Annotated in this window: 22 protein-coding genes and 2 pseudogenes; 9 read left to right on the forward strand and 15 right to left on the reverse strand. The window is 59.7% G+C overall.

The genetic code is table 11. The annotated features are described in order from the left end of the window. The 7 genes from AS026_RS36240 to AS026_RS36270 form a co-directional block, all read right to left on the reverse strand. A partial coding sequence (locus tag AS026_RS36240; RefSeq protein ID WP_062368615.1) for an IS1182 family transposase occupies positions 1 to 1,136 on the reverse strand: 1,136 nt, incomplete at its 3' end. Between the two features lie 104 nt (positions 1,137 to 1,240). Then, positions 1,241 to 1,816 (reverse strand): 50S ribosomal protein L9, encoded by a 576-nt coding sequence (rplI, locus tag AS026_RS36245; protein ID WP_025659829.1) that lies wholly within the window; start codon positions 1,814 to 1,816, stop codon positions 1,241 to 1,243. Positions 1,817 to 1,837: 21 nt separating this feature from the next. Then, positions 1,838 to 2,821, reverse strand: a complete 984-nt coding sequence (locus AS026_RS36250) for a YybS family protein (RefSeq protein WP_018857378.1) — start codon at positions 2,819 to 2,821, stop codon at positions 1,838 to 1,840. A 154-nt stretch (positions 2,822 to 2,975) separates the two neighbouring features. Beyond that, the gene (gene rpsR, locus AS026_RS36255) at positions 2,976 to 3,224 is read right to left on the reverse strand and encodes a 30S ribosomal protein S18 (protein ID WP_004680498.1); all 249 of its coding nucleotides are present in this window, start codon (positions 3,222 to 3,224) and stop codon (positions 2,976 to 2,978) included. A 12-nt stretch (positions 3,225 to 3,236) separates the two neighbouring features. Continuing rightward, positions 3,237 to 3,695, reverse strand: a complete 459-nt coding sequence (gene rpsF, locus AS026_RS36260) for a 30S ribosomal protein S6 (RefSeq protein WP_018857377.1) — start codon at positions 3,693 to 3,695, stop codon at positions 3,237 to 3,239. Between the two features lie 253 nt (positions 3,696 to 3,948). Further along, a complete protein-coding gene (locus tag AS026_RS36265) occupies positions 3,949 to 5,724 on the reverse strand; it encodes an adenylate/guanylate cyclase domain-containing protein (RefSeq protein WP_025659827.1) in 1,776 nt (591 codons plus the stop codon). Between the two features lie 203 nt (positions 5,725 to 5,927). Further along, positions 5,928 to 6,971: an aldo/keto reductase gene (locus AS026_RS36270; RefSeq protein WP_062375855.1), complete on the reverse strand. Its 1,044-nt coding sequence runs from the start codon at positions 6,969 to 6,971 to the stop codon at positions 5,928 to 5,930. Between the two features lie 207 nt (positions 6,972 to 7,178). On the opposite strand from AS026_RS36270, the gene fabD reads away from it, so the two are divergent. The 7 genes from fabD to gmk all read left to right on the forward strand — a co-directional run bounded on the left by fabD (position 7,179) and on the right by gmk (position 13,699). After that, complete coding sequence (gene fabD / locus AS026_RS36275; RefSeq protein ID WP_062375858.1) at positions 7,179 to 8,123, forward strand: ACP S-malonyltransferase; 945 nt, start codon at positions 7,179 to 7,181, stop codon at positions 8,121 to 8,123. 30 nt (positions 8,124 to 8,153) lie between these two features. After that, the gene (fabG, locus tag AS026_RS36280; RefSeq protein WP_018116182.1) at positions 8,154 to 8,891 is read left to right on the forward strand and encodes a 3-oxoacyl-[acyl-carrier-protein] reductase; all 738 of its coding nucleotides are present in this window, start codon (positions 8,154 to 8,156) and stop codon (positions 8,889 to 8,891) included. Between the two features lie 289 nt (positions 8,892 to 9,180). Beyond that, entirely contained in the window at positions 9,181 to 9,417 is a 237-nt protein-coding gene (locus AS026_RS36285) for an acyl carrier protein (RefSeq protein ID WP_003547058.1), read from the forward strand. Positions 9,418 to 9,511: 94 nt separating this feature from the next. Then, the gene (fabF, locus tag AS026_RS36290) at positions 9,512 to 10,774 is read left to right on the forward strand and encodes a beta-ketoacyl-ACP synthase II (RefSeq protein WP_062375870.1); all 1,263 of its coding nucleotides are present in this window, start codon (positions 9,512 to 9,514) and stop codon (positions 10,772 to 10,774) included. Positions 10,775 to 10,885: 111 nt separating this feature from the next. After that, complete coding sequence (gene mltG / locus AS026_RS36295) at positions 10,886 to 12,127, forward strand: endolytic transglycosylase MltG (protein WP_425349845.1); 1,242 nt, start codon at positions 10,886 to 10,888, stop codon at positions 12,125 to 12,127. A 15-nt stretch (positions 12,128 to 12,142) separates the two neighbouring features. Then, positions 12,143 to 13,030, forward strand: a complete 888-nt coding sequence (locus AS026_RS36300; protein WP_018116251.1) for a YicC/YloC family endoribonuclease — start codon at positions 12,143 to 12,145, stop codon at positions 13,028 to 13,030. Positions 13,031 to 13,033: 3 nt separating this feature from the next. Next, entirely contained in the window at positions 13,034 to 13,699 is a 666-nt protein-coding gene (gene gmk, locus AS026_RS36305; protein ID WP_018116250.1) for a guanylate kinase, read from the forward strand. A gap of 111 nt (positions 13,700 to 13,810) precedes the next feature. Here the strand turns inward: gmk and rsmA are convergent, their stop codons facing one another. The 7 genes and pseudogenes from rsmA to AS026_RS36340 form a co-directional block, all read right to left on the reverse strand. After that, entirely contained in the window at positions 13,811 to 14,638 is an 828-nt protein-coding gene (rsmA, locus tag AS026_RS36310) for a 16S rRNA (adenine(1518)-N(6)/adenine(1519)-N(6))-dimethyltransferase RsmA (RefSeq protein ID WP_018116249.1), read from the reverse strand. Then, a complete protein-coding gene (gene pdxA, locus AS026_RS36315) occupies positions 14,638 to 15,663 on the reverse strand; it encodes a 4-hydroxythreonine-4-phosphate dehydrogenase PdxA (RefSeq protein ID WP_062375861.1) in 1,026 nt (341 codons plus the stop codon). Before pdxA ends, rsmA begins: the two co-directional genes overlap by 1 nt. A 5-nt stretch (positions 15,664 to 15,668) precedes the next feature. Then, positions 15,669 to 16,619 carry a SurA N-terminal domain-containing protein gene (locus tag AS026_RS36320; protein ID WP_025659820.1) on the reverse strand — a complete coding sequence of 317 codons (951 nt, stop codon included), beginning with the start codon at positions 16,617 to 16,619 and terminating at the stop codon, positions 15,669 to 15,671. A 187-nt stretch (positions 16,620 to 16,806) separates the two neighbouring features. Beyond that, a complete protein-coding gene (locus AS026_RS36325; RefSeq protein ID WP_062375864.1) occupies positions 16,807 to 19,164 on the reverse strand; it encodes an LPS-assembly protein LptD in 2,358 nt (785 codons plus the stop codon). Next, entirely contained in the window at positions 19,164 to 20,252 is a 1,089-nt protein-coding gene (gene lptG / locus AS026_RS36330) for an LPS export ABC transporter permease LptG (protein ID WP_018116849.1), read from the reverse strand. Before lptG ends, AS026_RS36325 begins: the two co-directional genes overlap by 1 nt. Then, entirely contained in the window at positions 20,249 to 21,427 is a 1,179-nt protein-coding gene (gene lptF, locus AS026_RS36335) for an LPS export ABC transporter permease LptF (RefSeq protein WP_025659817.1), read from the reverse strand. Before lptF ends, lptG begins: the two co-directional genes overlap by 4 nt. Positions 21,428 to 21,524: 97 nt before the next feature. Continuing rightward, positions 21,525 to 22,293: pseudogene (locus tag AS026_RS36340) on the reverse strand (phosphatase PAP2 family protein). Between the two features lie 190 nt (positions 22,294 to 22,483). Between AS026_RS36340 and AS026_RS36345 the strand changes: the two are divergent. Then, positions 22,484 to 23,977, forward strand: coding sequence for a leucyl aminopeptidase (locus AS026_RS36345; RefSeq protein ID WP_062375867.1), 1,494 nt, complete (start codon positions 22,484 to 22,486; stop codon positions 23,975 to 23,977). After that, on the forward strand, positions 23,974 to 24,423 hold the full coding sequence (locus AS026_RS36350; protein WP_018116853.1) for a DNA polymerase III subunit chi: 450 nt from the start codon (positions 23,974 to 23,976) through the stop codon (positions 24,421 to 24,423). Before AS026_RS36345 ends, AS026_RS36350 begins: the two co-directional genes overlap by 4 nt. A gap of 128 nt (positions 24,424 to 24,551) precedes the next feature. Here the strand turns inward: AS026_RS36350 and AS026_RS36355 are convergent. After that, positions 24,552 to 25,723: pseudogene (locus AS026_RS36355) on the reverse strand (IS1182 family transposase); the annotation flags it as partial.

Raw genomic sequence — 25,723 nt, forward strand, 5'->3', positions numbered from 1 at the left:
GCATCGGCCCAGACATGGCGGGTGATGGTGCGCACCGCCTTGGTGTTTGATGTGCAGGAGGCGAGCAGCGGACAGGTTTGGCAGATCGCCGGGTCGGATGTGTAGTGGCGATAACCGTTGCGGTCGGTGGTGGCATAGGCGAGCAGTTGGCCTTCGGGGCAGCGATAACCGTCCGTCTCGGGCTCATAGTCGAACTTCGACTTGCGCATCATGCCATCTTTGGGTGGGGTCGGATTGCGATAGCCGGTGACGCCTAGGATCTGGCGGTCCTCCAGCCCCTTGGCGATGCCGGACGTGGCATAGCCGGCATCCAGGCCGACGGCGCCGACCTCGAAGCCGAACCGCTCCCGCTGCCGGTCGAGCCGCTCGAGATAGACGATACTGTCATGCACATTGGCCGGCGTCACATGGGTGTCGGTGATGATCGCAAGCTTGCCGTCGACCGTGCGGTGGTCGAGATAGAAGAAGCCCTTCGGCTTGCCGTCGCGCACCATGTAGCCGCTGTCGGGATCGGTGCGCGACACCTTGATTTCCTTCACCTGCGGCTCACGCTCTTTGTCCTTCAGCGGCTTTTGCCCGTGCAGCGTCCGCTCCGCCTCGATCGCCCGGTCGAGATCGGCCCAATAATCGGCCCGCGACTTTTCGATCATCGCAAGATCGTATTTGCCCTTGTTGGCATTCGCCTTCAGATGCGTTGAATCCGTGTAAAGCACCGTGCCATCGACCAGCTTGTGGGCGATCGCCTGGCTGACGATATGATCAAAGATGTCCTGGGCCACCGACGTGTCGTTGAAGCGCCGGCGGCGGTTCTGCGACAGGGTCGAGGCGTCGAACACGGGATCCGTCAGCTTCAGCCGCAAGAACCAGCGGTAGGCGACGTTGACCTCGATCTCGCGCACCAACTGACGCTCCGAGCGCACGCCGAACAGGTAACCGATGAACAGCGCCTTGAACATCAAGGTCGGATCGAGCGGCGGGCGGCCGTTATCAGCACAGTAAAGACCGGCAACCCGATCATGGATGAAGGAAAAGTCGATTACCGCGTCGATCTTGCGAAGCAGGTGATCCTTCGGAACAAGCTGATCGAGCGTCACCATCTCGAGAGCCGTCTGTTCGGGAGCAGGTTTCTTCAACATGACCCAGTGAATCACAAACCCCTGGACGAGGCCAGGGGTTTGTCAGCAGTCTGAGCCCGGCGTGAGCCGGGCTTTCGTACATTCCAGAGAGGTTTCTCTGAAGATTAAGCTTCGTCGCCTTCGAGGTCGGCTTCCGGATCGAAGAAGTCTTCCGGACGCAGGGCGTCTTCGTCAACGCCGTAGATGGCATCGACGGAGGTGAGGGTTTCGCCCTTCGCCTGACGGCCAGCTTCTTCAGCCGAACGCGCAACGTTGAGCTCGACGTGAATTTCGACTTCAGCGTGGAGCTGCAGTTCAACCTTGTGCAGGCCGATCGACTTGATCGGGGTGTTCAGGTGAACCTGGTTGCGGCCGATGTTGAAGCCTTCGGCAGCGAGGATTTCAACGACGTCGCGAGCAGCAACCGAGCCGTACAGCTGGCCGGTTTCGCCAGCCGAGCGAACGACGATGAAGGACTTGCCGTCGAGAACGTCAGCAACCTTCTGTGCTTCCGACTTGCGCTCGAGGTTACGAGCTTCGAGCGTTGCACGCTCGGATTCGAAACGCTTCTTGTTGGCTTCGTTGGCGCGAAGAGCCTTGCCGAGCGGCAGGAGGTAGTTACGAGCGAAGCCGTCGCGAACCTTTACGGTTTCGCCCATCTGGCCGAGCTTGGAGATGCGTTCAAGAAGAATGACTTCCATGTTGGTGTTCCTTTCGTGTCTTTAGATTTTCGTGTCTGTCTGTTTGGGGGCATCGACATCCTTGTTCGGGGTCAGTGCGATCGCCTTGCGGGTATCGCTCAGTCCCACCACGAGGATGAAAAAGGCTGGCACCATCAGGACGAGCGATGCCAGGTAGCAGAGGATGAGTGCCGGCAGGCGCCAATCCTTGCCGCGCGTGCGGAAGTGCAGCGCGGCGAAGCCGGAAAGCAGGAAGCCGGCGCCGAAGGTGCCGACGACGGTTGCTCCGATCATCGCCGGTATGCCGCCGAAGAACGTGGCGGCAAGCCCAACGAGAAAAACGAAGATTGAATTGCGGTTCATGCGCAGTGCCGAAGGAATGTCCTCACGCGGACGCAGACCACGGCCGGATGCACTGACGATCCGGGTTGCGATGTGGTAGGCGGAAAACAGCATGACCACCCACATGCCGCCCTGGATGGCAGGCAGCATGAGCAGGACCAGCGATTTGGTTTGTGCCGTCACTGCCGGATCGGGCGAAAACTCTGGCTGCTGCTGCGCAAGCGAGCCGAACAGGACATCGACCAGCCGGTCGATGAGCTCAGGACCGTAACCGATCATCACGCCAACGACGATCACCGCGATGGTGACGAGGCCGCAGAGGTGCAGCAGGATATCCGAAAGCGGATACCAGGCCATCAGATGCTCAGGCCCGCCAAGCTCCGAGGCGGGACGGGCAAGATTCGCAAGGTGGCTGAGCCACCCGGCCGGAAGCAGCGTGACCAGCGTCATCATCAGCGCGAAGGACGGCGAGATGGCGATCGCGCCGACTACAGCGGCTGCGACGACGGCAGAGATTGCCGCCATGTTGCCCCAGCCGAGGCCGACGAGAAGAATGGGAAGTGCCGAAGCAGCGTAGAGGACCGCGCTGAACGACGGCTGCAGGCTCGCGCCGAGCACCAGAAGTGCTGCGGTCACTCCAGCGAGTGCGCCAATGCTTAGCGTTTTTGTGTTCAGTCGGTTCACGGTCGCTGTCCTGCTTCATCGAGCAGTTAGAGGGTTCTTCTGAACAGCTTCAGAAAAGCCTCAACATGGGTTTTAAGAGTTCCGATCCGCGCCCATCGCGAAAGGGAGAAGGGAAGGCACTGCTGCCTTCCCTCGATTTGGTCTCGTCGGCTGATTAAGCGACGACGTACGGCAGCAGGCCGAGGAAACGAGCGCGCTTGATCGCCTGGGCGAGTTCGCGCTGCTTCTTCTGGGAAACAGCCGTGATACGGGAAGGAACGATCTTGCCGCGCTCGGAAATGTAGCGCTGCAGGAGACGAACGTCCTTGTAGTCGATGCGCGGAGCGTTTGCGCCGGAGAACGGGCAAGTCTTGCGACGACGGTGGAAGGGGCGACGAACCGGAGCGGAGGAAGCTTCAGACATTCTTAGATCTCCTTATGCACGGTCTTCGCGGGGAGCACGGTCCGGACGCGGACCACGCTGGAAGTCGCCATCACGGCGCGGCGGACGGTCGCCGAACTCGCGGCGCGGGCCACGGTCGCCGCCTTCACGCGGGCCGCGGTCGTCGCGGTCGCGCTTTTGCATCATGGCAGACGGGCCTTCTTCGTGCTTTTCAACAGCGATCGTCATGTAGCGCAGGACGTCTTCGCTGATGCGCATCTGACGTTCCATTTCCTGCACGGCAGCAGCCGGGGCGTCGATGTCGACGAGAACGTAGTGAGCCTTGCGGTTCTTCTTGATACGGTAGGTGAGGGACTTGAGGCCCCAGTTTTCTACGCGCCCGACCTTGCCGCCGTTAGCTTCGATAACACCCTTGTACTGTTCTACGAGGGCATCAACCTGCTGAGCGGAAATATCCTGTCGGGCAAGGAATACATGTTCATAAAGAGCCATGACAGCTTTGCCTTTCTTGCGTTTATTCAACCCGATATTCGGCGGCTAAGCCTCAACGACTGCTCCTGAATGGGCGGACCCAGGCAAGAAAAGCGTTTCCGAGACGGTCGAGAGCGGAGACACGGGAGGCTGGAACGCTTCCGTTCCGAACGATTTCCCGTAGGAAACCGGCCCTCCGTTCAGCCACCAGCCAGAAGACCGGGTTTGCGAACAGGGCGCTTATACGGGTTTTTGGCGGAAACGCAAGGGACAGTCAGCAATGTTCTCGTTGCGAGTTCAACGACGGTAGCCCGGCCTTGCGCAGCCCGTCGACGAAATGGTCGTAGTGACCGGGGTCGACGTAGGGCGTCAGGATCTTCCAGTAATGCTCCAGGTCGGCGGGGACATTCGCGAGAATTTCCGGGATCAGGCGCTGTGCCTCCTCGCGCCGCTGCAATTGCCCCAGGCTTGCAAGAAGAACGACGCGATTGAAATAGGCGCGTCGCAGGGAAAGGCCGCGCTCGGAATAGTGGATCGCTTCCTCGTAGTTGCCGAGATGGTAGTTCGACAGCGCCAGCCGGTCGAGGATGAGGTAGGCCAGGGGATCATGCGGGCTGAGCCGCAGGGCCATATGGAGTGGATCGCAAGCTGCCGCAAAGTGGCCAGTGAATATTCTGGCCCACCCAAGTCCCATATGCGCCAGTGCGAAATTGGGATTGAGATCGATCGCCTGCTGTGCCTCTTCTACTGCGGCCGGGGCGTTGTGAGCGACGAAATGGCCAAGACACATGGCGTAGTGGGAATAGGGATCGCGCGGATCGAGTGCCACTGCGCGCTCTGCCTCCGCCCGAAGTTCCGTGCTGTCCCTGTCGACATCGTTGCTGAAGCCGTGGAAACAGCGCGCGTAGAGCGAGCGAGCCAGCATCATGTGAGCGCGTGCAAATTCGGGGTCGAGCTCGATGGCTCGGCGATGCCAGGCTATGGATTCGATGAAGTGTTCGGCGGTATCCTGGGCATTGTGGAGCCATGTGCCGCGCATATGGCTTTCATAGGCATCAAGATTGTCCGTCGTTCTAAGCAGTGCCCGGCGGCTTTCGCCTATCAGGATTTCCGGCTCGATGGCGCCGACGACATTTTGGGTGAGCTCGTCCTGGATGGCGAAGATGTCGGCGATTTCGCGGTCGTAGCGCTGTGCCCAGAGGTGAACGCCGCTCTCCGCTTCGATCAGCTGCCCCGTGACGCGGACCCGCGTCCCGGACCTGCGCACACTACCCTCCACGAGATAGCGGACACCGAGATCGCGTCCAATCTGCTTCACGTCGACGGCCCGCCCCTTATAGGCGAAGGACGAATTCTGGGCGATGACGAAAAACCAGCGGTAGAGCGAAAGCGCAGTGATGATGTCTTCGGTCAAGCCATCGGCGAAGAACTCCTGCTCTGGGTCATCGGACATGTTGACGAAGGGCAATACCGCAATCGAGGGTTTGTCAGGCAGTCGGAGCGGCCCCCCGAGCGCGCCGCCCTCCACGGGGTCCTCGCCGGTCCAGTCGACCTTATGCACAGGCACCGGGCGCGGAATGTTCTTCAGCGTACGATCGCCCATCGGCACGAGAGGGAAGTCCAGCTTCCCTTCGATCTGCTCGCGCAAGGCGCCAGAGATGCAGATACCCGAAGGTAGCGCCACCTCCTGAAGGCGGGCGGCGACATTCACCCCGTCGCCGAGCAGGTTATCGCCGGAAACCACGACGTCCCCGAGATTGAGCCCGAGGCGAAACTCCATTCGGCGATCCACAGGCAAGTCGGCGTTTCGGCGATTGAGCGCGCGCTGGATGGCGACCGCTGCGCGAACGCCTTGCACTGCGCTGTGGAATTCCGCCACCACGCTGTCTCCGGAGCTGCCGAAAATCCGCCCGCCATGCTCGCAAACGAGGTCACCAATCGTGGTGCTGTAGACGCTCAGGGTCGCAAGCGCATCCTCCTCGTTGGCTGCAACAAGGCGGCTGTAACCGGCCACGTCGCCGGCAAGGATGACTGCGAGCTTCCGTTCCACGGAATGAGCTCCCCGCGGCCCTACACAGAGCCCTATAAACGTAGCTGAATTGCGCAGGACGGAGAAGCGGAAATTGCCGCGCGGGCAAAGTTCTCGAAACTTGTCGTTGTGGCGACTTTGCGTGGGGCGGGGCCCCGATGCAATGGTTTCAGGGCAGTGATCTGGCCGTCGACGGCCAGATCGTGATGCATCGTCCGGTTGCCTTAGATCGGCATCGGGTACTGGCGATGAACCGCCTCGATTTCCACGAGAACGTCGTGCGACAGCTTGAGATTGACGGAGCTCAGGTCTGTATCGAGCTGTTTCATCGTCGTCGCGCCGATAATCACCGAAGCCATGAATCGGCGATGCAGGCAGAAGGCGAGCGCCATCGCAGCAGGATCGAGCCCATGCCGTGCAGCGATGTCGAGATAAGCCTTCGTCGGTGCTTCCTGCAAAGGCTGCAGCCGACCGCCGAGATCGCCATTGATCGCCCCGCGCGAGCCTTCCGGCTTGGCGCCGTCGATATACTTGCCGCTCAGGATGCCGCCGGCGAGGGGGGAATAGGCGAGCAGGCCGACACCCTCGTGATGCGACAGCTCCGCCAGATCGAGGTCGTGGTGGCGGTAGAGCAGATTATATTCGTTCTGGATCGTGGCAACGCGCGGCAGGCCAAGCTGTTCGGCGAGCGTCAGATACTTCTGGGTGCCCCAGGTGGTTTCGTTTGAAAGGCCGAAGGCGCGAACCTTGCCTTCCCTCACAAGAGCACCCATCGTTTCCAATATCTCCGTGATATTGGCGACGGCCTTGGCGTGGTCCTGCTTGAAGGGATCGTAGTGCCAAGCCTGACGGAAATGGAAATGTCCGCGGCTCGGCCAATGAATCTGGTAGAGGTCGACATAGTCGGTCCGCAGGCGCTTCAGGCTTGCCTCGATCGCCAGGCGAATATTCTTCGCGTCGGCACCGTCGCCGTTGCGGATGTAGGAACGGCCGGGGCCCGCGACCTTCGTCGCGAGCACGATATCCTTGCGCATGCCCGTCTTCTGGAGCCAGCTGCCGATGTAGTCTTCGGTCAGCCCCTGCGTTTCCGCCGAAACGGGCGTAGTCGGATAGAGCTCGGCCGTGTCGAAGAAGTTGACGCCCTTCTCGACGGAATGGTCCATCTGCTCGTGCGCTTCGATCTCGGTGTTTTGCGTGCCCCACGTCATGGTGCCGAGGCAGATTTCGGACACGGAAATATCCGTGCGGCCAAGTTTCCTGTATTTCATCTGAAAGCCTTGAAAGTGATCTGAAAAAGAAATGGTCTGGAGGGGCGGCGCAAATCTAGACTGGAATTGAGTAAGCGCAAGGGGCCAAAACGCTGCGTTCTCGCAGCTGCAAAAGCCTTGGAGCGCGGGGCTCCGGCACTTGACTCTGCAGGAAAGAATGTCAATTGGAGGCGAAATAACCAGAGGTCCATTTATAAAGGACATAGGATGACCATCGCTTTCACATTTCCGGGGCAGGGCAGCCAGGCTGTCGGCATGGGCAAGGATCTCGCTGAAAACTTCGCCGAGGCACGCGCCGTCTTCCAAGAAGTCGACGAAGCGCTGGGCGAGAAGCTGTCCGAGACGATGTTCAATGGGCCGGAAGATACGCTGACCCTGACGGCCAATGCGCAGCCGGCCTTGATGGCGGTTTCGATGGCGGTTATCCGGGTCCTCGAAACCAACGGCGTCGACCTAAAGGCAAAGGTCTCCTATGTCGCCGGTCATTCGCTCGGCGAATACTCAGCGCTCTGCGCCGCAGGAACCTTCTCGCTGGCCGACACTGCACGGTTGCTCCGCATCCGCGGCAACGCCATGCAGGCCGCCGTACCGGTCGGCGTCGGCGCGATGGCGGCCATTATTGGCCTTGAACATGCCGATGTCGCCGCCGTCTGCGAGGAAGCCTCGGCCGTCGGCTACTGCCAGATCGCCAACGACAACGGCGGCGGTCAGATCGTCATATCAGGCGAGAAGGCGGCCGTCGAAAAGGGCGCTGCGATTGCGACCGAGAAGGGCGCCAAGCGCGCGATCCTGCTTCCGGTCTCCGCTCCCTTCCATTCTTCGCTGATGGCCCCAGCTGCAGAAGCGATGCGCGAAGCGCTGGCCGGCGTGAAGAAGTCCAACCCGGTTGTGCCTCTTATCGCCAACGTGCGCGCTGCGCCGGTGACCGACGCCGACGAGATTGCAAAGCTGCTGGTGGAGCAGGTGACGGGCCAGGTCCGCTGGCGCGAGACTGTCGAGTGGTTCGCGGCCAATGGCGCGACGACGCTTTACGAGGTCGGCTCCGGCAAGGTCCTGACCGGCCTTGCACGCCGCATCGACAAGACGGTGAACGGCATCGCCGTCAACACGCCTGCTGATATCGACGCGGCCGTTGCCGCCCTGATGGCCTGATAGATTTAACGATTACAAGGAACACTACCCATGCTCGATCTTTCCGGCCGCAAGGCTCTGGTTACCGGCGCATCCGGCGGCATCGGCGAAGAAATCGCCCGTATCTTGCATAAGCAGGGCGCGATCGTCGGCCTTCATGGCACCCGAGTCGAGAAGCTTGAGGCGCTGGCCAACGATCTCGGCGATCGCGTCAAGATCTTCCCGGCCAACCTCGCAGACCGCGACGAAGTCAAGGCGCTCGGCGTCAAGGCGGAAGCCGATCTCGAAGGTGTGGACATCCTCGTCAACAACGCCGGCATCACCAAGGACGGCCTGTTTGTGCGCATGAGCGACGAGGACTGGGATAGCGTCATCGAAGTGAACCTGACGGCGATGTTCCGCCTGACGCGCGAGCTGACGCATCCGATGATGCGCCGCCGCTATGGCCGTATCATCAACATCACGTCGGTCGTGGGCGTGACCGGCAATCCGGGCCAGGCCAATTACTGCGCCTCCAAGGCGGGCATGATCGGCTTCACGAAGTCACTGGCTCAGGAGATCGCAACCCGCAACGTCACGGTCAACTGCGTGGCGCCTGGCTTCATCGAGTCCGCCATGACCGGCAAGCTGAACGACAAGCAGAAGGAAGCGATCATGGGAGCGATCCCGATGAAACGCATGGGCACCGGCGCGGAAGTCGCCTCTGCGGTTGCCTATCTCGCCTCGTCGGAAGCTGCTTATATGACAGGCCAGACGCTGCACGTAAACGGCGGCATGGCCATGATCTGAAACGGGAAACTGCGTTTCGAGGCAGTTTTCGTCGCAATAGCGTGTTGAGCAACCCGATGGGGTTGATTTTCTGGCTTTGCGGCAGACTTAAACCGTGTTAAGCGGGCCATGACTGTGAACAGTCTCCCGAGAAAGCAGACGGACCGGCGGGCTTTTGTGCAAGCCTGGGACATTTCTGGTAGCCGGGTTCAAAGAGTTTGCCGAGGGTGGCTTAACGGCGCCGCAGGCTGAAACAGGGTAGGGATGTCACAAGGCATTCTGATCAGGATATAAGGTCGAGGAAACCGACATGAGCGATATCGCAGAACGCGTAAAGAAAATTGTTATTGATCATCTTGGCGTCGACGCCGACAAGGTTGTTGAAAGCGCCAGCTTTATCGACGATCTGGGCGCTGACTCGCTCGACACCGTCGAACTGGTCATGGCGTTCGAAGAAGAATTCGGCGTTGAGATTCCGGACGACGCTGCAGACTCGATCCTGACGGTCGGCGATGCCGTGAAGTTTATCGAAAAGGCTCAGGCTTAATCCTGAGCGATTGAGAAAAGGGCGGACCCGGAGTCCGCCCTTTTTATTTCTGGCATGGTTCTCCAAGAACATAAAAGGCGGGGGAATGCAGTCGATGAGACGGGTCGTCATAACTGGTACCGGCATGGTATCACCCTTGGGATGCGGAACGGAAGTGACGTGGTCCCGCTTGCTTGCGGGTCAGAACGGCGCCCGCCTTGTCACTGAATTCGAAGTCGACGATCTGCCCGCAAAGATTGCCTGCCGCATCCCGGTTGGTGACGGCAGCAACGGCACCTTCAACGCCGACGACTGGATGGAGCCTAAGGAACAGCGCAAGGTTGATCCGTTTATCATCTACGGCATGGCCGCCGCTGATATGGCGCTTAAAGATGCGAACTGGCACCCCGAGAGCGATGAGGACCAGGTTGCGACCGGCGTCTTGATCGGCTCCGGCATTGGCGGCATCGAGGGCATTGTCGAAGCAGGCTATACGCTGCGCGACAAGGGCCCGCGCCGCATTTCGCCCTTCTTCATTCCTGGCCGTCTGATCAACCTCGTATCCGGACAGGTGTCGATCCGCCACAAGCTGCGCGGGCCGAACCACTCGGTGGTCACGGCATGCTCGACTGGCGCTCACGCGATCGGTGATGCTGCCCGTCTCATCGCGTTCGGCGATGCGGACGTCATGGTTGCTGGCGGCACCGAGTCCCCGGTCAGCCGCATCTCGCTCGCCGGCTTTGCCGCCTGCAAGGCGCTGTCCACCCAGCACAACGACGATCCGACCAAAGCGTCGCGCCCCTATGACAAGGACCGTGATGGGTTCGTCATGGGTGAGGGGGCCGGTATCGTCGTTCTCGAAGAGCTGGAACATGCCAAGGCGCGCGGCGCCAAGATCTATGCCGAAGTGGTCGGCTATGGCCTCTCGGGCGATGCCTATCACATCACGGCTCCGTCCGAGGACGGTGAAGGCGCGCAGCGCTGCATGACGATGGCGTTGAGGCGAGCCGGCTTGACCGCTGCCGATATCGACTACATCAACGCGCATGGCACGTCGACGATGGCCGACACGATCGAGCTCGGCGCGGTGGAGCGTCTGGTTGGTAATGCTGCCTCCAAGATCTCGATGTCGTCGACGAAGTCCGCGACCGGTCATCTGCTCGGTGCTGCCGGCGCGATCGAGGCCATCTTCGCAACGCTTGCGATCCGGGACAATGTCGCGCCTCCGACGCTCAACCTCGACAATCCTGAGCGCGAGACCGCGATCGACCTCGTCCCGCACAAGGCCAGGCAGCGGGAAATCAACGTCGCCCTGTCGAATTCCTTCGGATTCGGCGGCACGAATGCCTCGCTGGTGCTGCGCCGCTACGTCGCCTGAGTTCAGGCGTTGACGTTCTGGCGGTGGGGCTGCACCTTGCGCGGCGTGGCCCCACCTGCATTTTGCCGCATTGCTTAGCAAGAAGCGGGACTTGAGGCCAAGTTTAGAGGATTGCCGGTGAACGATACGAACCAAAACAACGGGACGATCGGCGAGGAGAGCCAGCAGACGCAGAGTGGGCCGATCATTCCCAAGTCGCCAAGCGAGGCGCTGCGGCCGGAACGCGTGCCCGAGCCGCCGAAGCGCTCGAAGAAAGCGCGCAGCCAGGTTATCATTTTCCTGAACTTCCTGATGACGCTGGTCGTCCTCGGCTGCGCAGCCGCTGTCTTCCTCTTCTACTACGCGATCTCGGCCTACCAAGATCCTGGTCCCCTGGAAACGAACACGAACTTCATCGTGCGAAATGGTGCCGGCGTTGCTGAAATTGCCGCGAGCCTTGAACGAAACAACATCGTCTCGGATGCCCGTATCTTCCGCTACCTCACGGCAACCCACCTTGATGATGGCGAGAGCCTCAAGGCGGGTGAGTACGAAATCAAGGCACATGCTTCCATGAACGACATCATGGAACTGCTGAAATCTGGGAAGTCGATCCTGTATTCGGTTGCCTTCCCCGAGGGCCTCACCGTCCGCCAGATGTTCAATCGCCTGAACGAGGATGCCGTGCTGGAAGGCGATCTCCCGGCTGTCGTCCCCGCAGAGGGAAGCCTCCGCCCGGATACCTACAAGTTCTCGCGCGGCACGAAGCGGGTCGAAATCATCGGGCAGATGGCTGCGGCCCAGCAGAAGCTGGTCGAGCAGGTTTGGGACAAGCGCGACCCGTCGCTGCAACTCAAGTCAAAGGACGAACTGGTCGTCCTCGCCTCGATCGTCGAGAAGGAGACTGGAGTTCCCGATGAGCGTGCCCACGTGGCTTCCGTCTTCCTTAACCGGCTGGGCAAGGGGATGCGCCTTCAATCAGATCCGACAATCATCTACGGGTTGTTCGGCGGCGACGGAAAGCCGACGGATCGCCCGATCTATCAGTCGGACCTGAAGAAGGAAACGCCCTACAACACCTACGTGATCAAGGGGCTTCCCCCGACGCCGATCGCCAATCCGGGCCGTGATGCGCTGGAGGCTGTCGCCAATCCGTGGAAGACGCAGGATCTGTATTTCGTCGCCGATGGTTCCGGCGGGCACGTTTTTGCAGCCACTCTTGAGGAGCATAACGCGAACGTCAAGCGCTGGCGCCAACTGGAAGCCGCCAAGGGAGCCGACCCCAATATTGCGGTCGACGGACAGCCCGAGAGCCAGACGCAGCCGGACACACCTGCCGCGCCTGCTGCCCAAAAGAAAAAGAAGACGAACTGATTTTTGGAGGCTCGCATGGCTTTGCAGTCCATGACCGGTTTTGCGCGGCGAGAAGGCACGAGCGGCCGTTGGCGTTGGGCTTGGGAGTTGCGTTCGGTCAACGGCAAGGGCCTTGACCTGCGCTTGCGCTTCCCGCCGGGGCTGGAGCGTATGGAGAGCGACGTGCGTCGCCTTGCCGGCGAGCGCTTCAGCCGAGGCAATATGCAGGCGTCGCTTTCCGTCTCTGCCGGTGAGAGCCGCATTGAAACCGTCCTCAATCAGGAAGCGCTTTCCGCTGTGCTCGCCTTGCGCGATCAGCTTGGCGGCATCATCGATCCCGCGCCGTTGCAGCTGGATACATTGCTCGCCATCCGGGGTATCATCGAATTCCGCGAGAGCGAGGACGGTGATGAAGCGATCGCCGCCCGCGATTCCGATATTGTGGAAGGCCTGATCGCAGCTCTCGCCGACCTACGGCACATGCGCGAGACGGAAGGTGCCGCTCTGTCGCGCGTACTTCTCGACCATGTGGCCACCATCGAGGGATTGACAGAGGTGATCGAGCGTGACCCCTCCCGCTCTCCGCAGGAGATCTCGACGAGATTGGCCGCGCAGGTCGCATTGCTGATGGATGGATCGGGAAAGCTGGATCGCGACCGGCTGCATGCGGAAGCTGCTCTGCTCGCCACCAAGGCGGATCTCCGTGAAGAGATCGATCGCCTGAAAGCGCATGTGGTTGCCGCTCGCGACCTGCTCGGCAAGGGCGGCCCGGTCGGGCGTAAGCTGGATTTCCTTGCACAGGAATTTAACCGAGAATCGAATACTATCTGCTCGAAGTCGAATGCCGCGGCAATCACCGCCGCCGGCATCGAACTGAAAGTCGTCATCGACCAGTTCCGCGAGCAGGTCCAGAATCTGGAGTGATACATGAGCCCGGCCCAGTCGAGCACACCCACCAAAATCGCCCGGCGCGGGCTGATGCTTGTCCTGTCCTCGCCCTCGGGCGCAGGCAAGTCGACAATTGCTGGCAACCTTCTCCGAGACGACCACAGCCTCGAAATCTCTGTCAGCGTTACGACCAGGGCCAAGCGGCCGAGCGAGATTGCCGGCAAGCATTATCACTTTATCACTGTACCGCAGTTCGAGAGGATGCGCGACTCAGGCGATCTGCTCGAATGGGCGGAGGTTCACGGCAACTTTTATGGCACGCCGCGCGAGCCCGTGGAATCGGCCATGGCCGAAGGTCGCGACATGCTGTTCGATATCGACTGGCAGGGTGCCTTGCAGCTTCAGGACAAGATGAAGGCCGATATCGTTTCGATCTTCGTGCTGCCGCCCACCATGACCGAACTGCAGTCTCGCTTGCATCGCCGGGCCGAGGATTCGGAAGAGGTCATTCGCACGCGGCTTTTGAATTCGCGCGCGGAGATCGAACGCTGGCGCGAATACGACTATGTCATCGTCAACGACGATCTCGATGAGGCTTTTCGCAATGTGAGCTGCATCGTCAATGCCGAACGCGTCCGCCGCGACCGGCGTTACGGCCTGTTCGATTTCGTCAACGGGCTGCTGACTGAAGAGCCGAACCTTTAGGACCTGCACGGTCGATGCAATGGTGCTTGCGGCTAGATCAACTGACCGGGCCGATATGCTGTCAAGCGATTCACTATCCTGGAAAGTCGGCGTGCCCTAAGCGAACGCTGGCTAGAGGCAATTCGCCAGTCGAACAAACTCTTCGACTGAAAGCGTTTCGGCCCGTCGTTGCGGGTCGATATCCGCCTTCTTCAACAAGACTTCGCCCCCCAGCGGCTTTAGGCTCTGCCGCAGCATCTTGCGTCGCTGGCCGAAGGCGGCATGCGTGACCTTCTCCAGATCGGCGACCGAGCAGGGGATCGGGCTTTCCTTTGGGGTCAGATGAACGACAGTCGACGTTACTTTCGGCGGCGGCGTGAAAGCTTGCGGCGGAATGTCAAACGCCATCCGTGCGTTCGTACGCCATCCGCAAAGCACGCCAAGACGTCCATAGTGGTCGTCGTCTTCGGCCGCAACGACGCGCTCTCCCACTTCCTTCTGAAACATCAGCGTCAGCGAGTCCCAGAAAGGAGGCCACTGCTTCGGCAGGATCCAATTGACCAGCAGCTGCGTGCCGACATTGTAGGGCAGGTTGGCAATGATCTTCACCGGTCCCTCGGGCGTCAGAGCTTCGAAGTCCGTCTTCAGCGCATCGCCTTCGATGACCTCGAGCCTCCCCGGATAGTGATCCGCGATTTCCGAAAGCGCGGGTAAACAGCGAGAATCACGCTCGACGGCGATCACCTTCTTTGCACCCAATGCCAGAATGGCGCGCGTCAGGCCGCCGGGACCCGGACCGACCTCAAAAACCGTGGCTCCTTCCAAGGAGCCGGCTGTGCGAGCAACCTTCTGCGTCAGGTTGAGATCGAGCAAGAAGTTCTGGCCGAGCGCCTTGCGCGCATCGAGGCCATGGCGCTGAATGACATCGCGAAGGGGCGGCAGCCCATCCAAGGCAGCCATCAACGATGCCCTTCTGTGGTGCGTCCGAGGTGACCGGCGAGCTTCAGCGCCGCGACGAGACTGTTTTCACGCGCAAGGCCCTTGCCGGCGATCCCGAATGCGGTGCCGTGATCGGGCGAGGTGCGCACAAAGGGCAATCCCAGCGTGACGTTGACAGCGTCGTCGAAGCCAAGTGCCTTGGCCGGTATCAGGGCCTGGTCGTGATACATGCAGATCGCAACGTCGTAACGCGCTCTGGCGTCGTCGTGGAACATCGTATCGGCAGGCAGCGGACCGATTGCGTTTATCCCCTCGGATCTCAGGAATTGGATGGCCGGTTTGATGACCGTTTCATCCTCTTTGCCGATCGTACCGTCTTCTCCGGCGTGTGGATTGAGACCGGCTATCGCGAGCCGGGGTTGCTCGATCCCGAAGCGACGCCTGAGATCGGCATCAGCAATCCGGCAAGTCTCGATGATGAGATCGGCCGTCAGTGCCTGAGGCACATCCTTGAGCGGAATATGAATTGTAACAGGAATGGTGCGGAGCTTCGGACCCGCGAGCATCATCACCGGCATCCCCGCTTGTCCAGTCGCACGTGCGGCGAGATCGGCCAAAAACTCAGTGTGTCCGGGGAAGGGAAAGCCGGATTCGTAGAGAACGGACTTGGCGATCGGGTTGGTGACGACGCCGAGGGCTTCGCCACTCATTGTCAGCGAGACAGCTCTTTCGATCGCGGCGATCGTGCTCTTTGCCGTCGCCACATGCGGCTCACCCGCTACAACGTCGATACCTGCGGTAATGGGGAGCACGGGGAGGGCATCTGCAAAGACATCATTGGCGTTGGTGCAATCGGTCTCGCGAATGGCGATCGTCAAGCCCAGGAGCTTGGCACGCGATGCCAGTACATCAGGGTCGCCAATGAACACGAACGGAGGCAGACCCAGCTCCCTGCGCCGCATCCAGGCCAGAAGTGTGACATCGGGGCCGACGCCGGCCGGATCGCCCTGGCTGAGAGCAAGCGGGCGCGAGAACGAGAGTGTCATCTTGCTCAGGGACGCATGATCTGCGCCTTCTTGCGCAGCTCTTCCATATATTTCTGGGCGTTCGGATTTTCCGGAGGGGCGTTCTTCCCTGCCTTCGCCTTATCAAGGTCTTCCTGGCGGAACACCATTTCGGCGGCTTGGTCATCAGAAACCTGGCGCTGGCTGCAGATGGCGATGTATTCGACACCTCTGTCGGTCACGCGCGTGGCGGTCGTGTTGCCCTTTGCCTGCTCGACAAGCGGCTTCCATTCGGCCGGAAGTTCCGGTGCAAGAACGCGACCAAGGTCACGGACTGACACGTCAAGCATCGTTGCTGCGAAGACCTTTGCCTGGTCACAACCCGGATACTTCGCGCGAGACGCCTCGGCTTCGCTCTTGCGTTTGCCGACGATGCCCTTCTTGTTGGCGGGAACGACGAAGATCATCTGCTGCAGAATATATTCGGTGGTTTCCGGCTTCTGCTTGTTCTCCATCATGCGGGCAACAAGGTCGGAATTCGACATGCGATTGCTCGAACCGTAGCGGGCATTGACAAGGCGCGGCCAGCTCATCTGCACGGCAATGAAAGCCTTGAAATGATCAACACCGACGCCGGCGCGTTCGAGAATTTGCGTCATCTGGTCCGTCGTCAACTTGTTGCCGCTCGCGAACCGCGCGAACGATGCGTTGACGTCGTCCTTGGAAACCGACATGCGGACGCGGGAAATTTCCTGCTGCTTCAGCGTCTGTTCGATCAGCTGTTCTTCCGCTGCTTTCGCATCAGCCTTTTGATGCTGCAGGCGCAGGAATGCCTGGCGCTTGGCGATGTCACCGCTGGTGATTGCTGTTCCGTTGACGACAACTCTGACTTCGCTTGCAGCAAAAGCTGAGCCGGTCTGCGGCGAGGCAAAAGCCGCCAGCATCGCGAAAGTCGCGCCGGCAATCATAGTCCTTACGGTTCTTCTTGCGCCAATCATCTATCGACCCTTCCCATTGGCGCCGCGCACTCACGTCGCCGCGCGCATACCTTCCCGAGACACACGGGCATTACCGCTGCAAATTGAAAATTCAGCATATGCCTTAGATCTCAACTGGCGACAATGTCCTGCATAGTCTTACGGCGAAAGAAAGGCCCTTTCTTTCGCCGTATTACAGAACTGTCAGTTAATTCTGGTAGATGGTTGGGCTGGCATCTATGGGCGTGCCGAGATTGATGTCGCCCAGCGTCCGGAAGGTCAACCTCGCCCCGATACTCCAGTCGCTCGCGGTTTCCGCGGTGGTATCGCGCTTGTCGATATATGCGATCGTGAAGATGGTGCATTCGTCTTCATAGGTAAGGCCGATTGTCTTCCTGACAACAGTGTTGTCCTGAAGGTCCCAAGCGACGCCGCCAAATACCGTCCAATAATCCTTGAACTTAACAGCAGCCTTGGCCTGGATCTCATCATTGTCCTCGGCGAAGCCGTATTCCGGCTGCGCTGAGACATGCGTGTAAATCATCTGACCTTGGAAATTGTCGGTCTGGTAACCGGCCGTCAAATCGCCACGACGGAAATCCAGGTCCTTCTCGTCAAGCCGATAGGAAGCTGCAAGGGCAACGCCCTGTGGCGTTTCGATCCCGCCGAGTCCGACAAAGTCGGAGACGTCCGTTTCGAGGCCGGAGTCGGCGCCGACGTTTACCAGATCAGCCGTGTCAAAGGAGTTTTGGCCGCCGAGCTGGTAGGATTGGCCGAAGATACCGTGCAGCTTGTAGCCGTTGTCAAACGTACCGGTGTACTGGAAGCCGACATTAGCGCGCGTGCCACCTTCGATACGGTCGTAGCCAGAGAACTTATCACGCTCGAAAAGATTGGTCGCATCGAACACGAAGCTCTGCGCATCTTCGTTCGGAAGAGAGCCGGCAAGCCGTTCGTCAGGTCGTGCATAGACCTGGACGATCGGTTCGAACAGGTGTGTACTGTTCGCGGTCGTACCGAGGATCGGGTAGCGCATTTCCAATCCTGCGGTAAACATCGAACGCGTCGCTGCATTGCCGTCGTCGTAATTGCCGTCATAGACAAAGGTGCCGGAGGTCGGCGGCGGCGTCATGTTCAATGCCAAGGCATCGCCCCGGGCTGCAAGCAGCGGAGTGATCAAGAAGCCCTGAGGCGTGACAAAGGTCCGCTTCCATTCCAGTTCGCCCGTCAGGCGAGATGTCTGGCCCTCAAGGCCGCGGAACCGATCAAAGCCTGCGACGCTATAAAAGTCGTCGTGCGTGCGCGACAGGTTCGTGAAGTTGACATCGGCAGATAGTTCACCTCCGGCGAGCGGCTGCGGCGCCACGAAGTGATAGTCCATCACCGGGTAAACGATTGCCTGCTGCTTCTCGGCGACATCATTCGGATCGGCGTTCTGAACGTCGAAATAGAACGAGCGCAGATCGAAATAATTCCGCTTGCCGAGACCCGTCAGGTAAACTTGGTTGGTATGTGTACTTTCGTCCAGACCCTTCAGGTTATAGGTGCGAGCGAAGTTGTTGTCACTCTGAACCATCACGTCCCAACCAAACGCCCATCGCGGGTTGATTCGGAAGGCCCCCTTCGACGCTACGACACCGCGGAAGTCATTTTCGGCATCGCTAGTGCCGGGCGTAAAGGTCCCCGGGCTGAGCTGGTCGATACCGGCCACGCGCAAGGTGTGCGTGCCGTTCTCGAATCTCTGGCGGAATTCCGCATCCGCCAGGAAACCCTGGGTGGTGTAACCCGTGCCGGTCACCGTGACGTCGCTGCTCGGCGAAATGACGTAATAGTACGGGACAGAAAGGCCGAAGCCGAGATTCTGCGATGCGCTAAAGGTCGGGAAAAGGAAGCCGGACTTCCGCTTCACGGTATTGTCGGGGACCTCGATCCACGGAACGTAGGCGAGAGGGTGGCCAAGGAGCTCGAAGCGCGCCTTTTCAAGGCGAATCGTATGCTTGACGCCGTCCTGAATGACGCGTTCAGCCTTTACCTGCCAGAAGGGAGGTCGTTCCGGTCTTTCAGCGCAAGGCAAACAGGCGGTATAGACGCCCCTGTTCAGGATCATTTGCGTGCCCCCAACACGCTGGCCGGTTTCGGCAACCAGGCGCGTATTGTCGGGGGTCTCAATTCGGAGCGCGTTTACGAACCCGTTGGCAAAATCGTCGGTGATGTCAATCTTGTCACCGTACATGCGGTTGCCGTCGGGGGCGATCAACTCCACGTTGCCGAGCGCCATCAGGCGGCGGGTCTGCTGATTGTACTCGACGCGTTGCGCCACCAATCTGTAGCCGGCGTAGTTAATCTGTACACCGCCGATGGCCGAAACGATCTGCGCGTCCTTGTTGTAGACGAGTTCGTTTGCCGACAGAATCAGCTTCTGGTCGGCGGACACGTTCGGCCTCAAGCCTTGCAGGGCATCCTGGGCGAAAGCAGCAGGAAAGCCATTCGAATAGGTAGACAGGGCCGCGCCTAGGAGCAGGGCAACCAACTGTTTACTAAGAGTCTTGCGGTCGCCTGCCGCCACTAGCCATCCTCCTGATGAAGCAGAATTGTTGCACCCAAAGCCAAGGCAACGATGACCGGAATCCACGTTGCCACGAAAGGCGGGACAACCCCACTGCTTCCGAATGCTTTTACAAGCACGGTGACCACATAAAGCACGAAGCCCGACAGGATTCCACCCAGAATCACCGACCTCGACTGGTTGAACCGGCTAAATTTTAGGGACACTGTTGCAGCAATGAGAGTCATTGCGACAAGCAACAGTGGTTGGGACAACAACGAATGAAATTGGGTCTCAAGCGCCTTGGTCGGAATCCCGAAGGATCTCGCCGCGTCAATTCGGCTCGAGAGATCAAAAAAGCCAATAGTTTCAGGGGCTGTCAGCCTCTGCTGGATGAAATCCTGTTTCAAATTGGTGCTTACGCGCACCTCATCGAGCCGTGTGGCGACTTCGCCCGGACGACGCTCGACAACGTTCTTAAGAAGCCAGTAACCATCTTCCAATTTTGCCGACGCGGCGTCCTGTCTCAGGATGATGTGATCGGACGAATCGAAATGCACGAACACGGCGTTCATAAGCAGCGTGCCGTTTTCGAGAATCGTATTCGCTCCGATGATCACGTCGTCCCCGCCGCTGATCTGGCGAATCCACGGAACTTGCGGCGCGGCGTTGGACCCTGAGACTTCTCCACGCCAGTTGCTCTCGATGACGGCAGCCTGACGTTGCCCCCAGGCTGCCAGCGGATTGAGGACGGTCATGACCAGGACGCCGAGCAAAAAGGCGCCGGCGAGGAAGGGAGACATGAACTGCCAAACCGAGATGCCGGCAGCACGCGTCACGACCAGTTCGTATTTTCGGTTGAGCCCGATTAGAACGGTCATGCCCACAAAGAGGGCAATGAAGGGCACGGTCTGCTGCAAGATGAGCGGCAGACGCACCGCCGTCATCGCGAGCCCGCCGGTCACGGTGTAGCCGGGAAGACCGGAGAGTCGGCCAGCGGTCTCGCTGAAATCAACGAGGTAGACGATGCCAATCACGCCGAGAAAGAACCACATTGTGGTCAGCAGGTATCGACGGAAGAAGTAACGGCCGAGTGTCCCGAGAATCATGCGCTGCCTCCGGCGGAGGGATCTGCCGACCGGCCAAAGCGTCGCGACAGTCGCTGCCAAGAGGCGGAGATTCGGTCGCTCATCGCGGACACGACCGACAGGCGCTTGTGGTGCGACAGAGATGCGATTGCCAAAAGGCTGGCGACCACGGGAATCGCATAGAGCACGCCGATATACTCTGGATCCGTGTCGATCTGGTTGGCGGCGTAGAACGACGCCCAACGAATACCGAACGCGAAGATGAGCGCCGCGACCATGGGGTGCAACCGCGCTTCGCGGTGGGAGCGAGCATCACCGGCGATCGCGAGCGAAATCAGCGCAAACACCATCGGAAGAACCCAATCCGTCATGCGGCGGTGCAATTCGGCACGATAACTACCGGGTCTGGCGATGTAATCCTTATCGTTCGGATCCGGATTGAAGAGGAACGCAAGCTCGCGGTCGGATGCGCGAAGAGTTGCCTGACCGCGGTTTTGGGTCAGATCGGACAGGTCGAAGGAGTAGGAATCGAAACGAATGACGGAGACTTCACCGGTTTGCGTTTTGCGGTGAACCTCGCCATCATGCATGATGAGTGACGTGCCCTTCTCGTCAACGGCGCCTTCACGTGCGTAGTAGATAAGCTCGAATGCGGGGTCGCGCTCATCGACGACGAACAAGCCCTTGAGCACGCGTCCGGCCAATCTCTCGGATATCTGTACGTAGAGGCCGGTGTCGATGCGGCGGAAGTTCTTCTCTTCAATCACGGTCGAGAGCAGATCCGCATAGGCAGCGGCCACCATCTGGCGAACCCCCGTCTTGGCCTTCGGCTCGACGACGTTATCCACCAGAAACGAAAAGATGCTAATGACGGCGGCGAGGATGAGGATCGGGCGCAGGATAATGCTGCGCTTGGCGCCAGCCGCGTCGATGACGGTCAGCTCCGAATCGTTATTCATCGTCGTCAGGGTCTGCGTCACACCGATCACAAGTGCGAACGGCAGCACGATCGGAATGATCGACGGAAGAATCAGCGTTGCCAGCTTGGCGAACGATCCCATCGACTGGCCGCTGTCGGTTACGAGATTGACGCGCTGCAGGACCTGAGTCGTCCAAATGATCGCGAGCACCGGCAACAGGGCAACGAGAAACATCTGGCCAACGCGCCGGAGTATGTATGTTTCAAGCAGTTTCATTAATGCCCTTGAACGCCATTTGCGAACCAATGCCGCTACGCAGCGAAATCCATCTACGCTGTTTGGGTCTCTTTTGCGACAAGCTGGAGTCGAATATTCATTCAAATTTCAGTTTTTTTTTGCCCTGTGGCGAATCGGTAAGCGCAAGAAGACCTGCAAAGACAACAACGGACGAAAGCCAACCCAGGATGACGTCTGAAAGGTAGTGCGCGCCAAATGCAAGACGCATGGCCGGTGTCAGAAAGGCGATCGCTGTGAGGGGGAGGGCAAGCGCGAAGCGCGCCGGCTGTGGTATCAGGAAAATCAGACAGAAAACCCAGCCGGCGCCTGCCGCTTCGCCGGAAATGAAAGAGCAGTTCGATACGCATTTTCCGATCATGGAGCCCGCCTGCACGAAGTCGAGGTGGCCACCAAAATCCAGCGTTTGGGACGGTCGCGGTCTACCCCAGTATGTCTTGAAAATGAGGTTGGTGAGGATCACAGGGCCGATCATCAGCGACGTGAGCGCAATCTTGAAGGAGCGGGCGCGCGAGGTTGAAAGTGGCCCCGCAGTGCCCGTAGCACTCCAAGAGTTTCCACAAGAGGACGATGGCGATGAGGTAGGGAAGCCGGAAGAACAGCGTTCTCAGGAACCCGAGATAAGCCTCGTGCCGGTAGGGAAAGTAGCCGCAGTTTTTTCCGAATGTGGCTGGAGTGCTGCATGCCTCGCGCACAAAGAAATGCGCTGATGCGTAGACATCGATCTGCGGAAAGCCATTGAACAGCAGAAGCAGCAGCCACCACAGACAGAAAAGACCTATAAACACATGTGCGGGATCGCTGTCGGGCATTTGTATGCGCCAACACGTCCTCGTCCCTGCAGACATCAAAAGGGAAAGCAATTCGGAATTCCTGTGGACTCAATTCTGCGGGAGGAATATGCGCCGAAGATGACATCCCTTTAACGGGTTGGCGGTTAGTCAGGCCGCCACGGCCTCATCCCGAAGACTTGTTTTCGGGGGTGAAACCCGAAATGATCGGATAGAGCGGATTTAGGACAATCCCAACGGAGAAGACATGTCAGCCAAGTTCGATATCTCATTTGCAAGCTCCACCGAGATCGCCGGTGGCTACGCGATCCTCCTGCAGGCAAGCGGAACGGACCTTGCCGCCGGGGCCAAGCTTGCGGATCCCGCTGGCGTCATCCCGAGAGCAGCAAAGATCGCCGGCTTCTCCGCCAAGGCGACGACTGTGCTGGATCTCGTTGCGCCCGAGAGGTCCGCAGCTGAGCGGCTTATCGTGGTAGGACTCGGCAAACCTGAAGAGCTGACCGCTCACGATTGGCTGAAGGCTGGCGGCGTCGCCGCATCCAAGATCAAGAAGGCCGAAAAGGTCGCAATCTTCGTCGATGCGCCGGGTGCCGGCGTCGGAGCGAAGGAAGCGGCGGATTTTGCGCTTGGAATGCTTTTGCGCGCCTATAGCTTCGATACCTACAAGACCAAGAAGAAGGACGAGGACGGCAATGGCCGGAATGGGCAGGTGCCGATCAAGATCGTTACCGCCAAAGCGACAGAGGCGGCAGAAGCCTTCAAGCTCTCGGAAGCCGTTGCGGCGGGCGTTAACCTGGCCCGCGATCTTGTGAACGAGCCGCCGAATGTTCTGGGTCCGGTGGAGTTTGCCGCCAAGGCAAGCGAATTGCAGAAACTTGGGGTCGAGGTAGAAATCCTCACCGAGAAGGAAATGCAAAAGCTTGGCATGGGCGCCCTGCTGGGCGTGGCACAAGGCTCGGTCAGGCCCCCGCGTCTGGCGGTCATGCAGTGGAAGGGCGGCAAGAGCGGCGAGAGTCCGGTCGCCTTCATCGGCAAGGGCGTGGTCTTTGATACCGGCGGCATTTCGATCAAGCCCGCTGCCGGCATGGAGGAAATGAAGGGTGACATGGGCGGTGCTGCCGCTGTCACCGGCCTGATGCATGTCCTCGCTGCCCGCAAGGCAGCCGTGAACGCGGTCGGCATCATCGGTCTGGTCGAAAATATGCCCGACGGAAACGCGCAGCGTCCCGGCGACATCGTTACCTCGATGTCGGGCCAGACGATCGAGATCATCAATACCGATGCTGAAGGCCGGCTCGTTCTGTGTGACGCGTTGTGGTATTGCAACGATCGCTTCAAGCCGAAATTCATGATCAATCTGGCAACATTGACCGGCGCTATCCTTGTTGCGCTCGGCAATGTCCACGCCGGTCTGTTCTCGAATGACGATGAGCTCTCCGCGCAGCTGACCGCTGCCGGCTTGACAAGCAGCGAAAAGCTGTGGCGCATGCCGCTCGGCAAGGAGTATGACAAGCTGATCGACAGCAAGTTCGCCGACATGAAGAACTCCGGCGGCCGTCATGCGGGATCGATCACCGCCGCTCATTTCCTGAAGCGATTCGTGCAGGAAACGCCTTGGGCACACCTCGACATCGCAGGAACGGCAATGGGCTCGCCGCAGGATGAGATCAATCAGTCCTGGGGTTCCGGTTACGGCGTACGCCTACTCGATGAGCTGGTGCGTGCCAACTACGAGTCATGACGGAAGTTCTGTTTTACCATCTGACGGAATCCAAGCTGGAGGATGCCCTCCCGCCGTTGCTCGAGAAAAGCGTCGAGCGCGGCTGGCGGGTCGCGGTGCAGTTGAAAGACGCTGCGCGACGCGACCTGCTCGATCAGCATCTCTGGACATTTCGCGAGGATAGCTTCCTGCCGCATGGCACGGATGAGGGGGACCTGGCGGCAAATCAGCCGGTTCTCCTTACGGTTTCCGAAGGGAATTCCAACGCGGCGACGGTACGATTTATCGTCGATGGAGCTGAGCCGCCGCCGGTCGAGCCTTATAGCCGGATCGTCTTTATGTTCGATGGTTACGACCAGGCGCAGCTCGAAGGGGCTCGCGCGCAATGGAAGAACCTGAAAGGCGAAGGACATAACCTCACCTATTGGCAACAGACCCCGGAAGGGCGTTGGGAAAAAAAAGCATGAAAAAGCCCGCTTCAAGCGGGCTCAGACCGCTGACAAACCCGTCGATATTTTCGGCGGGTTTGTTTTTTTGGACGTTGGTTGTTTTAAGTTGGGTTCTGCGGCGCGGCGAAGTTGGCGGTCTCTGGCCCTCATGCCATGGCTGGTCTGGGTGGCTTGGTGAGCGCCATTGCGATCTTCTTGATGTTTTGGGCGGCTGCGGCCAGCAGGCACTGGCATGCGACACGGGTGAGACTTCGGAAGCGGGCATAGCGATGGCCGTGAAGCTGCTTGGCATCGGCAAACGAGCGCTCGACCGTCTCCTTGCGGCGCTTGCCTTGCCCCAAGGGGTCAGGCGGTTGGCGTCGGTGCGCTGGCGCGCATCGGCCCAGACATGGCGGGTGATGGTGCGCACCGCCTTGGTGTTTGATGTGCAGGAGGCGAGCAGCGGACAGGTTTGGCAGATCGCCGGGTCGGATGTGTAGTGGCGATAACCGTTGCGGTCGGTGGTGGCATAGGCGAGCAGTTGGCCTTCGGGGCAGCGATAACCGTCCGTCTCGGGCTCATAGTCGAACTTCGACTTGCGCATCATGCCATCTTTGGGTGGGGTCGGATTGCGATAGCCGGTGACGCCTAGGATCTGGCGGTCCTCCAGCCCCTTGGCGATGCCGGACGTGGCATAGCCGGCATCCAGGCCGACGGCGCCGACCTCGAAGCCGAACCGCTCCCGCTGCCGGTCGAGCCGCTCGAGATAGACGATACTGTCATGCACATTGGCCGGCGTCACATGGGTGTCGGTGATGATCGCAAGCTTGCCGTCGACCGTGCGGTGGTCGAGATAGAAGAAGCCCTTCGGCTTGCCGTCGCGCACCATGTAGCCGCTGTCGGGATCGGTGCGCGACACCTTGATTTCCTTCACCTGCGGCTCACGCTCTTTGTCCTTCAGCGGCTTTTGCCCGTGCAGCGTCCGCTCCGCCTCGATCGCCCGGTCGAGATCGGCCCAATAATCGGCCCGCGACTTTTCGATCATCGCAAGATCGTATTTGCCCTTGTTGGCATTCGCCTTCAGATGCGTTGAATCCGTGTAAAGCACCGTGCCATCGACCAGCTTGTGGGCGATCGCCTGGCTGACGATATGATCAAAGATGTCCTGGGCCACCGACGTGTCGTTGAAGCGCCGGCGGCGGTTCTGCGACAGGGTCGAGGCGTCGAACACGGGATCCGTCAGCTTCAGCCGCAAGAACCAGCGGTAGGCGACGTTGACCTCGATCTCGCGCACCAACTGACGCTCCGAGCGCACGCCGAACAGGTAACCGATGAACAG

Origin of the sequence: Rhizobium altiplani, assembly GCF_001542405.1 — a bacterium.
GTDB classification, from domain to species: Bacteria; Pseudomonadota; Alphaproteobacteria; order Rhizobiales; family Rhizobiaceae; genus Rhizobium; species Rhizobium altiplani.